Genomic DNA, 18,735 nt, shown 5'->3' on the forward strand with positions numbered 1-18,735 from the left:
AACTTCGCCGCACGCTTTGACCGATGGCTGCCGCCGGGTCAAGCAATGAACGCAGCTGGCGTTCTAATTCGCCATGTCCGTCTTCGCCGCCCGCCCCGCGACGTAGACCTCGCGCACCGCGCGGTCGTCGCCAAGCGTCTGGAGCAGAAACAATTCCTGCGCCAGCGTCTGCGCCGTTTCCATCCTGAGCCGCATCGCCGGCGTCGTCCTGGCGTCGAGCACGACGATGTCGGCGTCGGTGCCTTGCTCCAGCGTACCGATCTTGTCGGCCACCGACAGCGCCTCGGCATTGCCGCGCGTGATCTGCCAGAAGGACTGGAAAGGGTTCAGTTTCTCGCCGTTCAGCGCGATCACCTTGTAGCCCTCATCCATGGTGCGCAGCATCGAATAGTTGGTGCCACCGCCGACATCGGTGGCGGCGGCGATCCTGAGCGGCTTGTCGCGGCGGCGAAAGCGCTGGTAGTCGAACAGGCCGGAGCCGAGGAACAGGTTCGAGGTCGGGCAGAACACCGCCACGGAGCCTGAGTCCGAAAGCGCATCCGCCTCGCGTTCCGACAGATGGATGCAGTGGCCGAACAGGCTCTTTTTTCCCAGCAACCCGTAATGCTCATAGACGTCGGTATAGTCGCGCGACCACGGGTAAAGCTGTTGCGTGAAGGCGATCTCGGCGTGGTTTTCCGAAAGATGCGTCTGCATGTGCAGGTCGGGATGTTCGCGGCAGAGCGCGCCGGCCATCTCCATCTGCTCCGGCGAGGAGGTAATGGCGAAGCGCGGCGTGATGGCGTAATGCTGGCGGCCCTTGCCGTGCCACTCCGCAATCAGCGCCTTGGTGTCGTCATAGCCGGATTGCGGCGTGTCGAGCACGCCATCAGGCGCATTGCGGTCCATCATCACCTTGCCGGCGATGTTGAGCATGTTGCGGTCATGCGACTCGGCGAAAAAGGCTTCGGCCGAGGCCTTGTGCACGGAGCAGTAGGCGGTGACCGTGGTGGTGCCGTGCCGCACCATCTCGTCGAGGAAGAGCCGCGCGATGCGGCGGCCATGCTGCGCGTTGGCGAACTTCGTCTCTTCCGGAAAAGTGTAGGTGTTCAGCCAGTCGAGCAGTTCGGCGCCGTAGGAAGCGATGATCTGCATCTGCGGGAAATGCACGTGGGTATCGATGAAGCCCGGCAGCAGCAGATGCGGCCGGTGATCGATTTTTTTGTCCCCTCACCGGCCTGTTTCTCGACATCGCTATAAGCGCCCGATGCAACGATCCTGCCATCGCTGATCAGCAGGCCGCCATCCTCCTCGTAGCGCCAGGCGGAGTGGTCGTCGATGGTTTGCGGCCAGCGCACGAAGGACAGTGTGCGGCCGCGCAGAAGTGTCGAGGTCATGCTATTTCCCTGCGCCTTCGAACCAGGCCACCAGCAGCGCCCGCTCCTTGTCGGTGATTTGGCTGACGTTGGCTGGCGGCATGGCGTGGCTGCGGCCGGCCTGCAGATAGATTTCACGGGCGTGGTTGGCGATTGCCGCGTCGCTGTCCAACATCACGCCCTTGGGTGCGTGATAGATTCCTTCATAGACCGGCTCTGCCGCGTGGCACATGGAGCAGCGGCCGAGCACGGTGTCGCGCACGGCCGGGAAATGGGCGGAGGCGATATAGATGTCCGCCGAGGCGGACGCCTTGGGCTCACCGGTCAGCACCTTGGGCACGGTCGACAGCCAGATGATGATGATGAACAGGACAAGGGCGCCAAGCCAGGTCCAGTGCGGGTTTCCGGCGCGCTTGTGCACGGTGTTGAAATAGTGCCGGATCAGCACGCCGATGATGAACACCAGCGAGGCGATGACCCAGTTGAACTGCGTGCCGAACGCCAGGGGATAGTGGTTCGACAGCATCAGGAACAGCACCGGCAGCGTCAGATAATTGTTGTGAAGCGAGCGCTGCTTGGCGATCTTGCCGTATTTCGGATCGGGCTTGCGGCCGGCGATGAGATCGGCCACGACAATCTTCTGGTTGGGAATGATGACCATGAAGACATTGGCCGACATGATCGTGGCCGTAATGGCGCCCAGATGCAGGAAGGCGGCGCGGCCGGTGAACAGGTGCGTCAAACCCCAGGCGATGAACACCAGCACGCCATAGAGCACCAGCATCAGGCCGGTGTCGCTTTTGCCAAGCGGCGAGCGGCACAGTAGATCATAGACCACCCAGCCGACACCGATCGTCGCCATCGACAAAAGGATGCCGACCGGCACCGACATTGGCAGCACGTTGGGATCGATCAGGAACAGATCGGCGCCGGCATAGTAGACCACGCACAGCATGGCGAAGCCGGACAGCCAGGTGGCGTAGGATTCCCATTTGAACCAGGTCAGGTGCTCGGGCATCTCGGCGGGCGCCACCAGATATTTCTGGATGTGGTAGAAGCCGCCGCCATGCACCTGCCACTCCTCGCCGAAGGCGCCGACCGGCATGCCGGGACGCTGTCGCAAGCCGAGATCGAGCGCGACGAAATAGAAGGACGAGCCGATCCAGGCGATGCCGGTGATGACATGCAGCCAGCGCACGGCAAAGCTCAGCCAGTCCCAGAAAATCGCGAAATCCATCATTTGAAATCGTCCCTGCCGATGACGCGACTTTACGGTGTCGCACGCAAACGGAAAGAGGCGAGGTGTACGATGACTTTCAAAAAAAATGGAAAATACTAGGTTGTTCGCTGCAAACCGGCGAAGGTGCTCCGTATGGCCTATCTCGACAACATCGCCGTCTTCGTCCGCGTCGTCGAACTCGGCAATCTGTCGGCGGCCGGCCGCGACATGCGCATTTCGCCGGCGGTGGCCTCCAACCGCATCAAGGAGCTGGAGAAGCACCTTGGTGTGCGGCTGTTCAACCGCACCACTCGGCAATTGATGCCGACCGAGCATGGCACAGTGTTCTACTCCGGCGCCAAGCAGGTGCTGGAGGCGATCACCGAAGCGGAAGCCGCGGTCTCGGCATTATCCGGCCAGCCGCGCGGTACTATCAAAGTGACCGCACCGCTTGGCCTCGGGCGCCGGCTGGTGGCTTCGGGCATTCCCGATTTCCACGACAAGTATCCAGATATCGAGGTGCGGCTCAGGCTCTCGGACCACAATATCGATATCATGAAGGAAGGTATCGACGTCGCCTTCAAGCTCGGCATCATCGAGGATTCCAGCCTCAGGATGCGCGGAATCATGGAATGCGAGCGCGTGCTGGTGGCTGCGCCGAAATATCTGGAAGCGCGCGGCGAACCGATGGAGCCGCAGGAACTGATCGGCAAGAAGCATGACTGCCTGATGTTGCGCTATTCCGGTGCGCGCGAATATGTCTGGACGCTGCAGACCCCCACCGGCCCGCAGAAATTCGAAGTGCACGGGCCCTACGACACCGACGATGGCGACGTGCTGACCGGCTGGGCGCTGTCCGGGCGCGGCATCATCAACAAGCCGCGCTTCGAGGTCGAGCCGTTCATCCGCGACCGGCGGTTGCAGGTGATCCTTGCCAACACGCCACCGACGCCGGTGCAGTTCGCCGCCGTCTATCCGCACAAGAAGTTGCAGGACCCCAAGGTACGGCTGCTGCTCGACTTCATGGCCGAGCGCTGCCAGCGGCTAATCAAGGATCTTCTGGCCGGCAAGTAGGGCCGGCGGCAACCGGGACTGGCCGGCAAGTGCCGGCCTTCTGGTCCATTCGCCGGGCTTGCCTTGCGCAGCGGCGAACTTAGGTTGGTGCGATGCATCTCGCCATTTCGCTCAACATCGCTGCCGCCACCGGAGAGACCGTGCTGGACTTCGGCCAGGTCAGCAGCTTCGTGCGCAAGGCGGAAGCGGCGGGCGTGGACATGGTCATCATTTCCGACTCCGCCGATAAGCCATCAAGCAGCCCGTTTGAAGCGACAACGCTGCTAGCCGCTCTCGCGACGGTGACCGACAGGATCGGCCTCGTCGCCAGCGCCTCTACGCTCGCGCATCAGCCTTACAATCTGGCGCGCCGGTTTGCTTCGCTCGACATCATCAGCCATGGCCGCGTCGGATGGAACGCCACGCTGCGGCAGAACCCGCACGAAGCCGGAAACTTCAGCCGGCCCGAAGGTTTTTCCGATGATGATTTCCGCCGCCGCGCCAAGGAGTTCATCAACATCGTACGGGCGTTGTGGATTGGCTGGGAGCGCGACGCGCTGCTGTTCGACAAGGCAGCGGGCCGCTTCCACGATCCGGACAAGATGCACGCGCTGAACCACATCGGCGAATTCTTTTCGGTGCGCGGGCCGCTCAATGTCGCGCGCTCGCCGCAGGACAGGCCGGTGCTAATCATGTCCGGCCCGGCAGAGGCAGATATCGATCTCGCAAGCGGCGCCGCTGACGTTGTCCTGATCGAGGGACAGCCGTCTGAGGCCTTGAAAGTTGCCGTTGGCGACCTGAAGCGCCGAGCCGCCGCTATCGGCCGCAAACCGGAGACAGTGAAGGTACTGGCAACGATGGTCCCGACATCCGAACCGGGCGTCGACAGCCTCCAAGCCTTGTTGGAATCGAGCGGCTGTGACGGCTTCAATTTTGTTTTGCCAGCTGATGTCCCGGGACTTCAGAGTTTCATCGACCGCGTTTTGCCAGAGCTCAGGCGCCATGGCATCGCCGGCCAGAGTCAGCAAGGCGCAACGCTGCGCGCACATCTTGGGCTTGGTACCGGAGGCGCAGAATGAGCGCGCGCCAGATGAAGCTCGGCGCCTTCCTTTGGGCGACCGGCCATCACATCGCCGCCTGGCGCCACCCCAAGGCGCATGTGATCGCCGGCATCGACATCGACCATTACATCCAGCTGGCGCGCACGGCGGAAGCGGCGAAGTTCGACATGATCTTCTGCGAGGACGCCGCCGGCCTGCGCGAGGCCAATGTCGGCATCGCCAGCCAGACATCGCGTTCGATCGGCTTCGAGCCGATCAGCCTGCTGTCGGCGCTGGCGGTGCAGACCAGCCGCATCGGCCTCGTCTCGACCGCGTCGACAAGCTACAACGAGCCCTATGGCCTTGCGCGGACCTTCCTGTCGCTCGACCATCTGAGCGGCGGCCGGGGCGGCTGGAACCTGGTCACCTCGGCCAGCCCCATCGAGGCCGCAAATTTCGGCGCGACCGGGCTCAAGCCCCATGCCGACCGCTATGAACGGGCACGCGAATTCGCCGAAGTGGTCACCGGCCTTTGGCACGGCAAGGCTCCCGGCCATGACGGCCAAAGCTTTTCGGTGCACGACCCGCTCGATCTGCCGCGCTCGCCCCAAGGTGCGCCTGTCATGGTGCAGGCTGGTGCCTCGGATGTCGGCCGTGACCTTGCCGCCCGCACTGCCGACGTGGTGTTCACGGCGGCGCAAACGTTCGAGGAAGCGAAGGCCTTTTACGACGACCTCAAGGGGCGCATGGCCGCCTATGGACGTGAACCGGACGACATCAAGATCATGCCCGGCGTCGCGCCCGTGGTGGCGAAAACGGAGGCTGAAGCCCGAGAGAAGCATGAGGAGTTGCAGGCGCTGATCCCCGACGATGTCGGTGTGGCGCTGCTGTCCAGCTATCTCAGCATCTCCGATCTCGGACGCTATCCGATCGACGGGCCACTGCCCGAACTGCCGGAGAGCGAGGGGATGAAAAGCCGGCAGGCGCTGGTCGTCGAGCAATCGCGCCGCGACGGCCTTTCCATCCGCCAGCTTGCCCGCCATTTTGCAGGCGCGCGCGGCCATTGGCGCATCGTCGGTACGGCGGCGCAGGTCGCCGACGAGTTGCAGGCGCGGTTCGAAGGCGGTGCTGCCGACGGCTTCAATGTCATGCCGTCTTACTTCCCCGGCGAGCTCGATGCCTTTGCGACGCTGGTTGTGCCTGAGCTGCAGCGGCGCGGCCTGTTCCGCCGGGACTACGAAGGCCGAACGCTGCGCGACCACCTCGGCTTGAAACGGCCGGCCTGAGGCTGGCAGCTTCTATGCTTCGTTCATCATTCGGGCAGTGCCCGAAACCCTGATCGAGCTGCCGATCTCGGGCGCAATATCGGCGTGCAGGCGCGAACGCATACCCATGTCCTCGCCCTGCACGACATCGATCGCGCCGCCATGCGGCCAGCCAATGTCATGCAGATAGCCGGCGAAGGCGGCCGTCGAAGCACCCGTCGCCGAATCCTCATAGACGCCGCCGGAGGCAAAGGGATTGCGCGTGTGGAACAATCGTGGCGTTTCGGCATAAGCGAGCAGGATCGTGACCAGCCCTTCGCGCCGCATCAGCACTTGCCCGGCTTTCAGCTCGTAGCGCATGGCGGCCAGTGCCTCGCGCGATTTGAGGGCCAGCAACAGGTGATCAGCGCCGCCATGGATCAGCGCCGGCGGAATGGCCGGATCGAGATCGGTCGCGGCATAGCCAAACAGCGCCAGCGCCTCGGCGATCAGCTGCGGAGGAGCAGGCGTGCTGCGTGTCGGCGGCGACTGCAAGGCGGCGGCAACGGTCGCGCCGTCACGGAACCCTTCGACGGTGATGCTGGCCTGGTTGAGTTTCAGCGGGAAAATTCCATCGCCGAACTGCCGGACGAGGGCAGTTCCCAAGGCGATGGTGGCGTGACCGCAGAAAGGTACTTCGGATTCCGGCGAGAAATAGCGCACCCGCCAGTTGTCGCCATCCGGTGCGGCAAAGGCGGTTTCAGAGAAGCCGACCTCCGCCGCCAGACGCTGCATTTCGGCCGCATCGGGCAAGACATCGCCGATCAGTACCCCGGCAGGGTTGCCGCCGGTGTTGCCATCCGAAAAAGCCGCGATTTTCAGAACGTTCATGTATCCTCACCTCATGCCGCAATGCCGGGGGATACCGCAAATGCATCTTTCCTGCGATTGAAAAACAGACAGGCCGACGGGCAGTCTTGGCTATCCGGCCATCACCTTGTGCTGCTGGACCTGATGGTCGCCATTTGACGCCGCGTTGTGAACCACCAGCGCCGTCATGATCTCGGCTGCCGCAAGTGCGGCAATCACCGGCGGGCGCTTGTCCTTGACGGCATCGCCGCCGATCGGCGAGACGAGGCGGGCAAATTCCGCTTCCGTGCCGTCTCCTGATTTCAGGAACCAGTTCCTGAAGGTGGCTTTCTTGGTCTTCGAGCCGATCATGCCGACATAGGCGGCATCGTCGCGTTTCAGCGCTTCGGTGACGATCAGGAAATCCAGCGCATGGTCATGGGTGAGGATGGCGAAAGCGGTGCCGGCGGGAGCGCTGCGCACCTCGGCCTCGGGCATCGGCGTCAGCCGCGTCTCGACGGTTTCCGGCATGCCTTCCAGTGCCTCGGCCCGGGTCTCGATGACGACGCCGTGCACCGGAAGCAGCGCAATCGTTGACGCCAGCGCCTGGCCGACATGGCCGCCGCCGAAGATGTAGACATGCGGCAGATGCGCCTCTTCAGCTTCCGCCGTGGCAACCAGTTCGGCTGCAATCGCGGCATCAACCAAGCGGATCAAGACTTCGACGCGCCCGCCGCAGCATTGGCCGATCTCCGGCCCGAGCGGCACATCGAGCGTGGCGCAGACTTCATCGACCTCGATGCGGGTTCCCCTCCCCCTCGAGGGGAGGGTGGCGGCGAAGCCGTCGGGTGGGGTCGTTGCGGCAGTGCGCGACGCCCTTGCGGTGCCTTCTGAGAGGACCCCCTCTGGCCGCTTTGCGGCCATCGCCCCCGCAAGGGGGGAGAAAAGCATCTGCCTGGCTTTGTCTATGGCCATGTATTCGAGCTGACCGCCGCCAATCGTGCCGAAAATCGCCTCCCGTGAGACGAGCATCAACGCGCCCTTCTCGCGAGGCGTCGAGCCCTTGGTGCCGGCCACCTCGACCAGGGCGACCCGGCCGGCGCTGGCGAGAAAAGCTTTCAGGCTTTGCACTTTCGAGTTCATTTTTAGATTCCCTAATGGGAAATATAGGCTTTTTGCCCTGAATTTGCACGTTCGCCAGGTTCAGGCGCCTGCCTTGACCTCTCTCTTCAGCCGCTCGATCGCCATCAGCACGCGCTCCGGCGTTGCCGGCGCGTCAAGGCGCGGACAGATCCTGTGGTCGACCACGCTTGCCACCGCGTCCGACAGCGCATGCAGCACGGACATGCCGAGCGGGAAAGGCGGCTCGCCGACCGCCTTGGAGCGATGGATCGTCGGCTCTCCGGCTTCTGACCAATCGGCCAAAGTGACGTTGAAGATCTTCGGCCGATCGGAGGCCAGCGGGATCTTGTAGGTCGACGGCGCGTGGGTGCGCAGCCGTCCCTTGTCGTCCCACCACAGTTCCTCGGTCGTCAGCCAGCCCATGCCCTGGATGAAGCCGCCCTCGATCTGGCCGAGGTCGATGGCGCGGTTCAGCGAACGGCCGGTCTCGTGCAGGATGTCGGTGCGCTCGACCACATATTCGCCGGTCAGCGTGTCGACCGAGACTTCCGAGCAGGAGGCGCCATAGGCGAAATAGTAGAAGGGGCGGCCTTCGCCCTTGTCGCGGTTCCAGTGGATTTTCGGCGTCTTGTAGAAACCCGCCGCCGAGAGCTGAATGCGCCCCATGTAGGCCTGCTTGACGAGATCTGCGAAGGCGATCTCCTGGTTGCCGATGCGCACCCGGTTGGGCAAGAACAGCACCTGATCGCGCGGCACCTGGTATTTCTCGGCGGCGAAATCGGTCAGCCGGTCCTTGATCTGGCGAGCGCCGTTCTGTGCGGCCATGCCGTTGAGGTCGGAACCGGACGATGCCGCTGTGGCCGAGGTGTTGGGCACCTTGCCGGTGGTGGTCGCGGTGATCTTCACCTGGTCGAGGTCGATCTGGAATTCTTCCGCCACCACCTGCGCGACTTTGAGGTAAAGCCCCTGCCCCATCTCGGTGCCGCCATGGTTCAGATGCACCGAACCATCGGTGTAGACATGCACAAGCGCGCCGGCCTGGTTGTAGTGGGTGGCGGTGAAGGAAATGCCGAACTTGACGGGCGTCAGCGCCAGGCCGCGCTTGATGAAACGGCTGTTGGCGTTGAAGGCCGATATTTCGCGCCGCCGCCGCGCATAGCTGGCGCTTTCCTCGAGTTCGGCGACGATGCGCTGGATGATGTTGTCCTCGACCGTCTGGTGGTAGGGCGTGATGTTGCGGTCGCTGGTGCCGTAGAAATTCTTCTTGCGGATCTCGAGCGGATCCTTGCCGACCGCGAACGCAACCTCGTCGATGACGCGTTCGGCGCCAATCATGCCTTGCGGGCCGCCGAAGCCACGGAAGGCCGTGTTCGACACGGTGTTGGTGTAGAGCGGCGCCGATTGCGCATGCACGGCGGGCCAGAAATAGGTGTTGTCGCAATGGAACAGGGCGCGGTCCGTCACCGGGCCTGACAGGTCCGACGAAAAGCCGCAACGCGCGGCGAACATGAAGTCGACACCGAGAATATTGCCCTCGTCGTCGAAGCCGACTTCGTAGTCGACGAGGAAATCGTGGCGCTTGCCGGTGACGATCATGTCGTCGTCGCGGTCGGGCCGGATCTTGACGGCGCGATGGTGCCTTTTGGCGGCGATGGCGGCGAGTGCGGCAAACTGGTTGCCTTGCGTTTCCTTGCCGCCAAACCCGCCACCCATGCGGCGGATCTCCACGGTGATCGCATTGCTGGGTACGCCGAGCGCATGGCTCACCATGTGCTGGACTTCGCTCGGATGCTGGGTCGAGGAATAGATGGTGACGTCCTGATCCTCGCCGGGAATGGCCATGGCAATATGGCCTTCAAGATAGAAATGCTCCTGGCCGCCGACGCGCATCTTTCCCTTCAACTGGCGCGGCGCCGCCTTGATTGCCGCCGCAGCGTCGCCGCGCTTCAAGGTAAGCGGCGGCGTAACGAGCTTATCCTTCCTTGGATCGAGTTCGCCAATGTCGGTGACGAAGGGCAATTGCTTGTACTCGACCTTGGCCAGCCTGGTGGCGCGGCGCGCCTGCTCGCGGGTTTCGGCGATAACGCAGAAGACCGGCTGGCCGAAGAACTCGACCTTGCCGTCGGCGAGCACCGGCTCATCATGCCGACCGGTCGGCGAAATGTCGTTCTCACCCGGCACATCCTTTGCCGTGAGCACATCGACGACTCCGGGAGCGGCGCGCACCGCCGAAAGGTCCATGCGGGTGATGGTGGCATGCGCGGCGGCCGAGAGCCCGAGGCAGCCATGCAGCGTGCCGGCGGGTTCGGGCATGTCGTCGATGTAGACGGCGCTGCCGCTGACATGCTTGTGGGCGGAATCATGCCGCTGATCGGTGGCGACACCGCCGACGACCTTCTCGGCCTTGGTATCTGATGTGGCGTGCTTGTTCATCATGCCGCCTCGTTGCGGGACACCTGGAAGGGCGCCCTTGTGCCGGTGGTTTCGACGAAGAAGCGCAGCAACAGGTTCTTGGCCGCCAGAGCCCGGTATTCGGCTGACGCCCGCATGTCGGTGAGCGGGGTGAAATCCCTGGCGTATTCGGCCATCGCCGTGTCGACCGTCTCTTCGGTCCAGGGTTTGCCGAGCAGTGCCTTTTCGACAGATGACGCCCGTTTCGGCGTCGCCGCCATGCCGCCATAGGCGATGCGTGCGTCGGCGACCGTGCCGTCCTTGGCAAGTGTCAGGAAGAAGGCGCCGAGTGCGGCGGTGATGTCCTCGTCGCGGCGCTTGGTAATTTTGTAGACGGCAAACTTTGCGTCCTTGGCCGGGATAGGGACGTGGACTGCCTCGACGAACTCGCCCGGCTGCCGGTCCTGCTTCCCATAGGCGATGAAGAAGGTTTCCAGCGGGATCGTGCGCCGCTTCTTGCCCTTGCGCAGCGTCAGGCGCGCGCCGAGCGCGATCAAGGGCGGCGGCGTGTCGCCGATCGGCGAGCCGTTGGCGATGTTGCCGCCGATCGTGCCCATGTTGCGCACCTGTTCGCCGCCGATGCGGTCGAACAGCGGGCCCAGCGCCGGGATGCGTTTGGCGAGCGTCGAGAAGGCTTCGGTGTAGGTGACGCCGGCGCCGATCGAGATGACGCCCTTGTCTTCCGAGATGGTGCACAGCCCGTCGAGATTGCCGATGAAGACCACCGGCGAGATGTCGCGCATGTGCTTGGTCACCCACAGGCCGACATCGGTCGAACCGGCAACGATGGTGGCGCCGGGTTCCTTGTCGAGCACGGCGGCGAAATCGTCGACATTGGCCGGCACGATCAGCCGCGCCTTGCCCGAACCGATCTCGATCCGTGCGCCGTCCCGCAAGGCTTCTAGCCTGGCCGTGATCGCCTTGCGCTCCACCGCCAGCGGATCCTTCGCCACCTTGCCGTAGCTGGAGATGGCATGCGCGGCGCGCATGATCGCCTCGTAGCCGGTGCAGCGGCAGAGATTGCCTTGCAATGCCTTTTCGATCGCCGCGTTCGATGGGTCCGGCGACTTCATCCACAGGCCATAGAGCGACATGACGAAGCCCGGCGTGCAGAAGCCGCATTGCGAGCCGTGGAAATCGACCATCGCCTGCTGCACAGGGTGCAACTGGCCAGGCTCGCCCCGCAGATGCTCGACGGTCACGACATGAGTGCCGTCGAGCGAACCGAGGAAGCGGATGCAGGCATTGACGCTTTCATAGACCAAGCCGCCAGCGGAAAGCTTGCCGACCAGCACGGTGCAGGCGCCGCAATCGCCCTCGGCGCAGCCTTCCTTCGTGCCGCGCAGCGAACGGTCGAGCCGCAGCCAGTCGAGCAGGGTCGCGTCCGGCGCCACCGACGACAGCACGACATCCCTGCCATTCAGGATGAAGCGGATCTCGTTGCGGATGGAAATCTTGGCCATGCCTCAGCTCCCCCTGTAGGTCGAATAGCCGTAGGGCGAGATCAGCAATGGTACATGATAGTGCACCGCTTCCGCCATGCCGAAGCGGATCGGCACGCTGTCGAGGAAGGCCGGCTCGGGCAGCTTTGTGCCCTGGCCACGCAGATAGTCGCCGGCCGCGAACACCAGTTCGTATTGCCCGGTGCGAAATTCCGCTCCGGCGAGCAATGGTGCGTCGCAACGGCCGTCGGCATTGGTGACGACGGTCTTCAGATGTGTCCGGGCGTCGCCCTCAAGGTGATAAAGCGCGATCGACAATCCAGCCGCCGGCTTGCCGGTCGCCGTGTCCAGCACGTGGGTCGTCAGGCGCCCGCCATCGGCTTTCGACGTTTCTGCCATTGGCCGCCTCCCTTTCCAGTATGAACGAACTGGCTGGTACAATCGAACACTAGTGATGAATTGTGCGCCAATTAAAGGCGATGCATAAGTCCCGGTCGAGCGGAGTGCGACAAAAACACTTTCAAAAATTTTCGGGGGAATGCGAGAAGCACCCTTTCGATATCCTGATCATAGTTCGGGCGATGCCCGGCCGGAGGGACAATGCGTTACATCAGAGACATGCGCGGCTATGGAGCCAACCCGCCGGACCCGAAATGGCCTGGCGGTGCGCATGTCGCTGTGCAGTTCGTCGTCAATTACGAAGAAGGCGGCGAGAATTGCGTCCTTCACGGCGACAAGGCTTCGGAAGCTTTCCTGTCCGAGATCGTCGGCGCGGCACCCTGGGTGGGTCAGCGCCACTGGAACATGGAATCGATCTACGAATATGGCGCGCGGACCGGCTTCTGGCGGCTGCTGCGCCTGTTCAGCGAGGCCGAGGTGCCGGTGACCTGCTACGGCGTTGCCTCAGCACTTGCACGTTCACCCGACCAGGTCGCGGCCATGCAGGATGCCGGTTGGGAAATCGCCTCGCATGGGCTGCGGTGGATCGATTACCGCGACCATGCCCCGGAAGATGAACGCCGTGACCTTGAAGCAGCGATCAAGCTGCATTACGAGGTGACCGGCCAGCGCCCGACCGGCTGGTATACGGGCCGCACCTCGGTCAACACGGTGCGGCTGGTGGCCGAAGAAGGCGGCTTCGACTACGTCTCCGACACCTATGATGACGAACTGCCCTACTGGTTCGAGCACAGTGGCGGCACGCAGCTCATCATCCCCTATACGCTCGACGCCAACGACATGCGCTTCGCCACGCCACAAGGCTTCAACTCGGGCGACCAGTTCTTCGCCTATCTCAAGGACAGTTTCGACACGCTCTATGCCGAGGGCCAGGCAGGCCGGCCGCGCATGATGAATATCGGCCTGCATTGCCGGCTTGTCGGTCGTCCCGGCCGGGTGGCAGCGCTGAAACGCTTCGTCGACTATGTCAGATCGCACGACAAGGTCTGGCTGGCGCGGCGCATCGACATCGCCAGGCACTGGCAAGAGAACCATCCCTACAAGCCGGCGGCGCTGCGCCCGTCGAAGATGGAATTCGAAACCTTCGTCCACACCTTCGGCGGCGTGTTCGAACATTCGCCCTGGATCGCCGAGCGAGCCTACGAGCTGGAACTCGGCCCGGCACACGACACGGCAGGCGGCCTGCACAATGCGCTCTGCCGCATTTTCCGCGCCGCCAGCGAGACCGAGCGGCTGGGCGTCCTCAACGCCCATCCCGATCTTGCCGGCAAGCTGGCCAAGGCCAGGCGGCTGACGGCGGAATCGACAAGGGAACAGGCCTCCGCCGGCCTCGACGCGCTGACCGACAAGGAACGCGAACTGTTCTCCAAGCTCAACGCCGCCTACGTCACCACCTTCGGCTTCCCCTTCATCATCGCGGTGAAGGGCAAGACCAAGGAGGAGATCCTCGCCGAATTCGAGGCGCGCATCGGCAACGGCCGTGGCGTTGAATTCGAGACCGCCTGCAAACAGGTCGAGCGCATCGCGCTGCTCCGCCTCAAAGACATGCTACCGCAATAGGTTTGAACCCATGGATACGATCAGGATGCCCGAGCGAACCTATTATGCGCCGCATGGCGGCCATTCCGGCCAGAGCGAGCTTTTGACCGGCCGCGCCGTCTTCACCGAGGCCTATGCCGTCATCCCCAGGGGCGTGATGCAGGACATCGTCACCAGTGCCTTGCCGTTCTGGGACAAGACCCGGGTCTGGATCCTGTCGCGGCCGCTGTCCGGCTTCGCCGAGACATTCTCGCAATACATCGTCGAGGTCGCGCCCGGCGGCGGCAGCGAGCGGCCGGAACCCGATGCCGGCGCCGAGGGCGCCTTGTTCGTGGTCGAAGGCGAACTGACGGTTCTGCTCGCCGGCAAGAAGCATGTCTTGCGGCCTGGCGGCTTTGCCTTCCTGCCGCCGGCCAGCGGTTGGACCGTTCACAACGAAAGCAAGGCCGCAGTCCGCTTCCATTGGATTCGCAAGGCTTACGAGGCGGTCGATGGTCTCGACACGCCGGAGGCCTTCTTCACCAACGAACAGGAGATCGCGCCGACACCGATGCCCGGCACCGAGGGCCGCTGGGCGACGACACGGTTCGTCGATCCGGCCGATTTGCGCCACGACATGCACATAACCATCGTCACGCTCGAGCCAGGTGCCGTCATTCCTTTCGCCGAGACCCATGTCATGGAGCATGGGCTCTATGTGCTGGAGGGCAAGGGGGTCTATCGCCTCAACCAGGACTGGGTCGAGGTCGAGGCCGGCGACTATATGTGGCTGCGCGCCTTCTGCCCGCAGGCCTGCTATGCCGGCGGCCCGGGAAAATTCCGCTATCTGCTCTACAAGGACGTCAACCGCCACGCCAAGCTTGGCAGTGCCGGCATTGCAAGGCGGGCGCCGTGACCCGAATCGTCGCGCGGCCGCTAACCCGTGAGGCCTTTGCCGCTTTCGGCGACGTCATCGACATGGGCGGCGACAACCACTACCCGATCAATGGTGGGCGCGCCGAACGCTACCACGACCTCGCCACCGCCGAAGCAGCAGGGCCGAACGCCCGCGTGCTGATCTCGATGGTGCGCGGTACGCCTTACGAACTGCCGCTCAAACTGACCATGGTCGAGCGTCACCCCTTCGGCAGCCAAGCTTTCATTCCGCTGTCGCCGCGCCCATTCCTGGTCGTCGTCTGCCACGACGGTGATGAGGGGCCGGGCGAACCGCATGCGTTCATCACCGCGCCCGGACAAGGCATCAACTATTCCCGCAATCTCTGGCATGGCGTGCTGACGCCGCTCGGCGAGGCTCAGGATTTCCTGATCGTCGACCGTGGCGGCGACGGCTCCAACCTCGAAGAATTCCACTTCTCGCACGCCTACGAGATCCACCTTCCCTGAAGGATTCCCTTTTCCAATGACCGACATTTCTCTGATCGACCGCCTGCTCGACGTCATCGAGCACGACATCGTGCCGAAGACGGCGGATGGCGTCGCCCACGGCAACAAGCTGTTCGGCGCGGCGATCCTGCGCAAGGACGATCGCTCGCTGGTGCTGGCCGAAACCAACAACGAGATCGAAAACCCGCTCTGGCATGGCGAAGTGCACTGCCTGAAGCGTTTCTACGAAATGCCCAGGGCCGAGCGTGTCGACACCAAGGACGCCATCTTCATCGCCACGCACGAGCCCTGCTCGCTCTGCCTGTCGGCGATCACCTGGACCGGCTTCGACAATTTCTACTATCTATTCAGCCACGAGGATTCGCGCGACAGTTTCGCCATCCCGCACGATCTGAAAATCCTGAAAGAGGTCTTCACCCTCGATCCCGGCGGCTACAATGCCGAGAACGCCTATTGGAAGAGCTTTTCCATCCGCAGGCTGGTGCGGGCGCTGCCCGAGGCCGAACGCCAACGGCTGGAGACACGGATCGGCAGGATCTCGGCCCGCTACGACGAGCTGTCCGGCGCCTACCAGGCGAGCAAGGCCGAGAACGACATTCCGCTGAACTAGCCTGCGGCCCCCTGCGATCGACCTTCTTGAATTGCCACCTTTATGGTGGCATATTGAGAAATGGAGAAACGCAAGCCCACCTACGATCTTGACGCGATCAAGACGGCGTTGGGGTCTGTGGACACGCTGGCGATCACAACATCCGCGTTGCGCGACGCTCTCGGCCTTGGTTTCGATCGCGCCGGCATTGTCGAGGTGATCGGCAGCATGACACGCAAGATGTTTGTGAAGTCGATGACGACTTTCGCAGATCATCGGGTCTGGCAGGATGTCTACCACGTGCCGGCGCGCGACGTGCTTCTCTATGTAAAATTCCAGGCGGATGTCGTGACCGAGTTCACGGTCATGTCGTTCAAGGAGAAATGACATGGCGAAAAGAGAAGGAAGTGAGACGATGATTTCCCCCGAAACCGGGGAAACCCTGACGCGCGGGGCGCGTCCATTCACCGTGACCTATAAGGGCGAGAGCATGATTGTCGACCTTCCGGGTTATTATCCGGCCTCCGGGGACGAGGGGGTGCATGTTGGAGACGACATGATTGCTGTCGACGCTGCTCTTCGCGCCCTCAAGGAAAAGATCGACGGCGTTCCCGCTCCGGCAACCATCCGCCGTATGCGCACAAAGCTCAAACTGTCACAGCGCGAGGCAGGATCCCTATTCAAGGTCGGCGAGAATGCTTTCGACAAATATGAAAGGGGCCTGATTGAGCCGAGTGGCCCGACCATCCAATTGATGACGCTGCTGGAAAAGCATCCCGAACTGCTGGACGAATTGCGGTAGCGGTACAGGTCGCATAATTCGCTGCTCCAGTCGCGAATGGCGATTGAAAGTTGCGGCGCCGCGGGGCGTTATGCCTGCCATGAAAACCATCACCAAATTTCCCCGCAAGGTCGTCGAATTCCCTGATATGGGCATCGTCATGCCGGATGGCTGCCGGCTGTCGGCGCGGGTGTGGATGCCGGAGGATGCCGGCGACGATCCGGTGCCTGTCATCCTCGAGCATCTGCCCTACCGCAAGCGCGACGGCACCATTTTTCGCGATCAGCTGACGCATCCGTATTTCGCCGGCCACGGCTACGCCTCGATCCGCGTGGACATGCGCGGCAATGGCGATTCCGAAGGGCTGATGGACGACGAATATTCCGAGCAGGAATTGCAGGACGCCTGCGACGTCATCGCCTGGGCGGCAAGCCAGCCCTGGTGCAACGGCAATGTCGGCATGATGGGCATTTCCTGGGGCGGCTTCAATTGCCTGCAGGTGGCGGCCAAGCAGCCGCCGGAGTTGAAGGCGGTGATCAGCCTGTGTTCGACTGTCGACCGCTATGCCGACGACATCCACTACAAGGGCGGCTGCCTGCTGATCGAGAATTTCGGCTGGGCGTCGACGATGCTGTCCTATTCGTCGCGGCCGCCGGACCCCCTGATCGCCGGCGACAACCACTGGCGCGATCTGTGGCTGACCCGGCTGGAGAACCAGTCCTTCCTTTTGCCGCTCTGGCTCAGCCACCAGCACCGTGATGCCTACTGGAAACGCGGCTCGATCTGCGAGGATTTTTCCGCGGTGAAGGCCGCCGTGCTGTCGATCGGCGGCTGGCATGACGGCTACCGCAACACGATCTCGCACCTGGTCACCAACATCGAGGCGCCCGTGAAGGGCATCGTCGGCCCCTGGATCCACAAATATCCGCATTATGCCGGACCTCAACCGGCCATCGGCTTCCTGCAGGAGGCGCTGCGCTGGTGGGACCGTTGGCTGAAGGGCAAGGAGACCGGCGTCGAGGACGATCCGGCCTACCGCGCCTATGTAATGGACAGCGTACGCCCGGCCCGCTGGCACCCGGAGCGGCCTGGCCGCTGGGTGGCAGAGCAACAATGGCCGTCGCCCGCCATCAAGGTCCAGGCGATCGATCTGCTCCCCAAGGGGAGCAAACCGGCCATCGTCGCCTCGCCGCAGACCTGCGGCCTTGCCGGCGGCGAGTATTTCCCGTTCACCTTTGGCCCGGAACTGCCGGGCGACCAGCGTCCCGACGATGCGCTGTCGGTGTGTTTCGACCAGCCTGAACTCGCCGAGACGATCGACATTCTCGGTGCACCGGAAGTTCAGGTCACGTTCTCTTCCGATCGCCCGCAGGCCAACATCGCTGTTCGCCTGTGCGACGTGCATCCCGACGGCGCTTCGGAGCTGATCTCCTATGGCGTGCTCAACCTGACGCACCGCGACTCGCACGAATTCCCGCAAGCGCTGGTGCCTGATGAAACCGTGTCGGCGCGCGTGGTGCTTGATCAGTGCGCCTACCGCGTGCCGGCTGGCCATCACCTGCGCATCGCCGTGTCAAACGCCTATTGGCCGGCCATCTGGCCCTCGCCGGAGCCGGTGCAACTGACCTTGTCGGCAGCGACACTGGCCTTGCCGCTGCGCCCGCTGGCTGCAGGCAACGAAACGACGTTCGCCGAGCCGGAAGGCGCCACGCCCTGGGCGACCGAGACGGTTCGGCCCGCCAATTCCGAACGCCATGTCGATCGCGACGAAAAAACGGGAATCGTCACGCTTTCCATAGCGGACGATTTCGGCGCGGTGCGCGATCTCGAGCACGGCCTGGTCAACGGCAGCATCGCCCGCGAGACCTGGACGATCCATCCTGACAATCCATTGTCCGCTTCGGGAAAAACACACTGGACGCAGACGCTGTCGCGAAATGGATGGTCGGTGCGCACCGAGACATGGGCCGAGATGCGATCGGACGCGCAAAACTTTATCGTCAGCGCCAGAATCGAGGCCTATGAGGGCGAAAAAATCGTCTTCGAACGCACTTTCGAGGAAAAGATTCCACGCGCGCTGGTCTGAACGCTGAAGCCGTTGGTCCAAATGCGACGTACGATTTACGCCACGGCATGTCGCATTCGGTCTTGCTTACGGCATTAGCTTACCCTCATTATTCAGGGAGAATTAACAAAGAAATCGACCGCA

Annotated in this window: 16 protein-coding genes and 1 pseudogene; 10 read left to right on the top strand and 7 right to left on the bottom strand. The window is 63.1% G+C overall.

The window, feature by feature from the left end; genetic code table 11:
• Positions 1 to 63: 63 nt before the first annotated feature.
• Both guaD and AC56QX_RS03360 read right to left on the bottom strand, forming a co-directional pair.
• Positions 64 to 1,376, bottom strand: a pseudogene (gene guaD, locus AC56QX_RS03355) (guanine deaminase).
• A 1-nt stretch (position 1,377) separates the two neighbouring features.
• Positions 1,378 to 2,595 (bottom strand): urate hydroxylase PuuD, encoded by a 1,218-nt coding sequence (locus tag AC56QX_RS03360; protein WP_497113705.1) that lies wholly within the window; start codon positions 2,593 to 2,595, stop codon positions 1,378 to 1,380.
• Between the two features lie 132 nt (positions 2,596 to 2,727).
• On the opposite strand from AC56QX_RS03360, the gene AC56QX_RS03365 reads away from it, so the two are divergent.
• The 3 genes from AC56QX_RS03365 to AC56QX_RS03375 all read left to right on the top strand — a co-directional run bounded on the left by AC56QX_RS03365 (position 2,728) and on the right by AC56QX_RS03375 (position 5,953).
• Positions 2,728 to 3,648: a LysR family transcriptional regulator gene (locus AC56QX_RS03365; RefSeq protein ID WP_497113706.1), complete on the top strand. Its 921-nt coding sequence runs from the start codon at positions 2,728 to 2,730 to the stop codon at positions 3,646 to 3,648.
• Positions 3,649 to 3,740: 92 nt separating this feature from the next.
• Positions 3,741 to 4,706, top strand: coding sequence for an LLM class flavin-dependent oxidoreductase (locus tag AC56QX_RS03370; RefSeq protein ID WP_497113707.1), 966 nt, complete (start codon positions 3,741 to 3,743; stop codon positions 4,704 to 4,706).
• A complete protein-coding gene (locus tag AC56QX_RS03375; RefSeq protein WP_497113708.1) occupies positions 4,703 to 5,953 on the top strand; it encodes an LLM class flavin-dependent oxidoreductase in 1,251 nt (416 codons plus the stop codon). The genes AC56QX_RS03370 and AC56QX_RS03375 overlap by 4 nt, the downstream gene beginning before the upstream one ends.
• Positions 5,954 to 5,965: 12 nt before the next feature.
• Here AC56QX_RS03375 and AC56QX_RS03380 read toward each other — a convergent pair whose 3' ends face one another.
• The 5 genes from AC56QX_RS03380 to uraH form a co-directional block, all read right to left on the bottom strand.
• Positions 5,966 to 6,802, bottom strand: a complete 837-nt coding sequence (locus tag AC56QX_RS03380) for a PhzF family phenazine biosynthesis protein (RefSeq protein WP_497113709.1) — start codon at positions 6,800 to 6,802, stop codon at positions 5,966 to 5,968.
• A gap of 90 nt (positions 6,803 to 6,892) precedes the next feature.
• Entirely contained in the window at positions 6,893 to 7,903 is a 1,011-nt protein-coding gene (xdhC, locus tag AC56QX_RS03385) for a xanthine dehydrogenase accessory protein XdhC (protein ID WP_497113710.1), read from the bottom strand.
• A gap of 60 nt (positions 7,904 to 7,963) precedes the next feature.
• A complete protein-coding gene (gene xdhB / locus AC56QX_RS03390; protein ID WP_497117672.1) occupies positions 7,964 to 10,315 on the bottom strand; it encodes a xanthine dehydrogenase molybdopterin binding subunit in 2,352 nt (783 codons plus the stop codon).
• A complete protein-coding gene (xdhA, locus tag AC56QX_RS03395) occupies positions 10,315 to 11,796 on the bottom strand; it encodes a xanthine dehydrogenase small subunit (RefSeq protein ID WP_497113711.1) in 1,482 nt (493 codons plus the stop codon). Before xdhA ends, xdhB begins: the two co-directional genes overlap by 1 nt.
• 3 nt (positions 11,797 to 11,799) lie before the next feature.
• On the bottom strand, positions 11,800 to 12,174 hold the full coding sequence (gene uraH / locus AC56QX_RS03400) for a hydroxyisourate hydrolase (RefSeq protein WP_497113712.1): 375 nt from the start codon (positions 12,172 to 12,174) through the stop codon (positions 11,800 to 11,802).
• A gap of 201 nt (positions 12,175 to 12,375) precedes the next feature.
• Between uraH and puuE the strand changes: the two genes are divergently transcribed.
• The 7 genes from puuE (at position 12,376) to AC56QX_RS03435 (ending at position 18,612) form a co-directional block, all read left to right on the top strand.
• A complete protein-coding gene (gene puuE, locus AC56QX_RS03405; RefSeq protein WP_497113713.1) occupies positions 12,376 to 13,794 on the top strand; it encodes an allantoinase PuuE in 1,419 nt (472 codons plus the stop codon).
• 10 nt (positions 13,795 to 13,804) lie between these two features.
• Positions 13,805 to 14,668 (top strand): bifunctional allantoicase/(S)-ureidoglycine aminohydrolase, encoded by an 864-nt coding sequence (locus AC56QX_RS03410; RefSeq protein WP_497113714.1) that lies wholly within the window; start codon positions 13,805 to 13,807, stop codon positions 14,666 to 14,668.
• Complete coding sequence (locus AC56QX_RS03415; RefSeq protein WP_497113715.1) at positions 14,665 to 15,156, top strand: ureidoglycolate lyase; 492 nt, start codon at positions 14,665 to 14,667, stop codon at positions 15,154 to 15,156. The genes AC56QX_RS03410 and AC56QX_RS03415 overlap by 4 nt, the downstream gene beginning before the upstream one ends.
• Positions 15,157 to 15,172: 16 nt before the next feature.
• Positions 15,173 to 15,766, top strand: coding sequence for a nucleoside deaminase (locus AC56QX_RS03420; RefSeq protein WP_497113716.1), 594 nt, complete (start codon positions 15,173 to 15,175; stop codon positions 15,764 to 15,766).
• A 60-nt stretch (positions 15,767 to 15,826) separates the two neighbouring features.
• Complete coding sequence (locus tag AC56QX_RS03425) at positions 15,827 to 16,132, top strand: type II toxin-antitoxin system MqsR family toxin (RefSeq protein ID WP_497113717.1); 306 nt, start codon at positions 15,827 to 15,829, stop codon at positions 16,130 to 16,132.
• Between the two features lies 1 nt (position 16,133).
• Positions 16,134 to 16,547: a type II toxin-antitoxin system MqsA family antitoxin gene (locus tag AC56QX_RS03430; protein WP_497113719.1), complete on the top strand. Its 414-nt coding sequence runs from the start codon at positions 16,134 to 16,136 to the stop codon at positions 16,545 to 16,547.
• Between the two features lie 79 nt (positions 16,548 to 16,626).
• On the top strand, positions 16,627 to 18,612 hold the full coding sequence (locus AC56QX_RS03435) for a CocE/NonD family hydrolase (RefSeq protein ID WP_497113720.1): 1,986 nt from the start codon (positions 16,627 to 16,629) through the stop codon (positions 18,610 to 18,612).
• Positions 18,613 to 18,735 lie beyond the last annotated feature (123 nt).

Source organism: Mesorhizobium sp. RCAM 06353 (assembly GCF_059683585.1).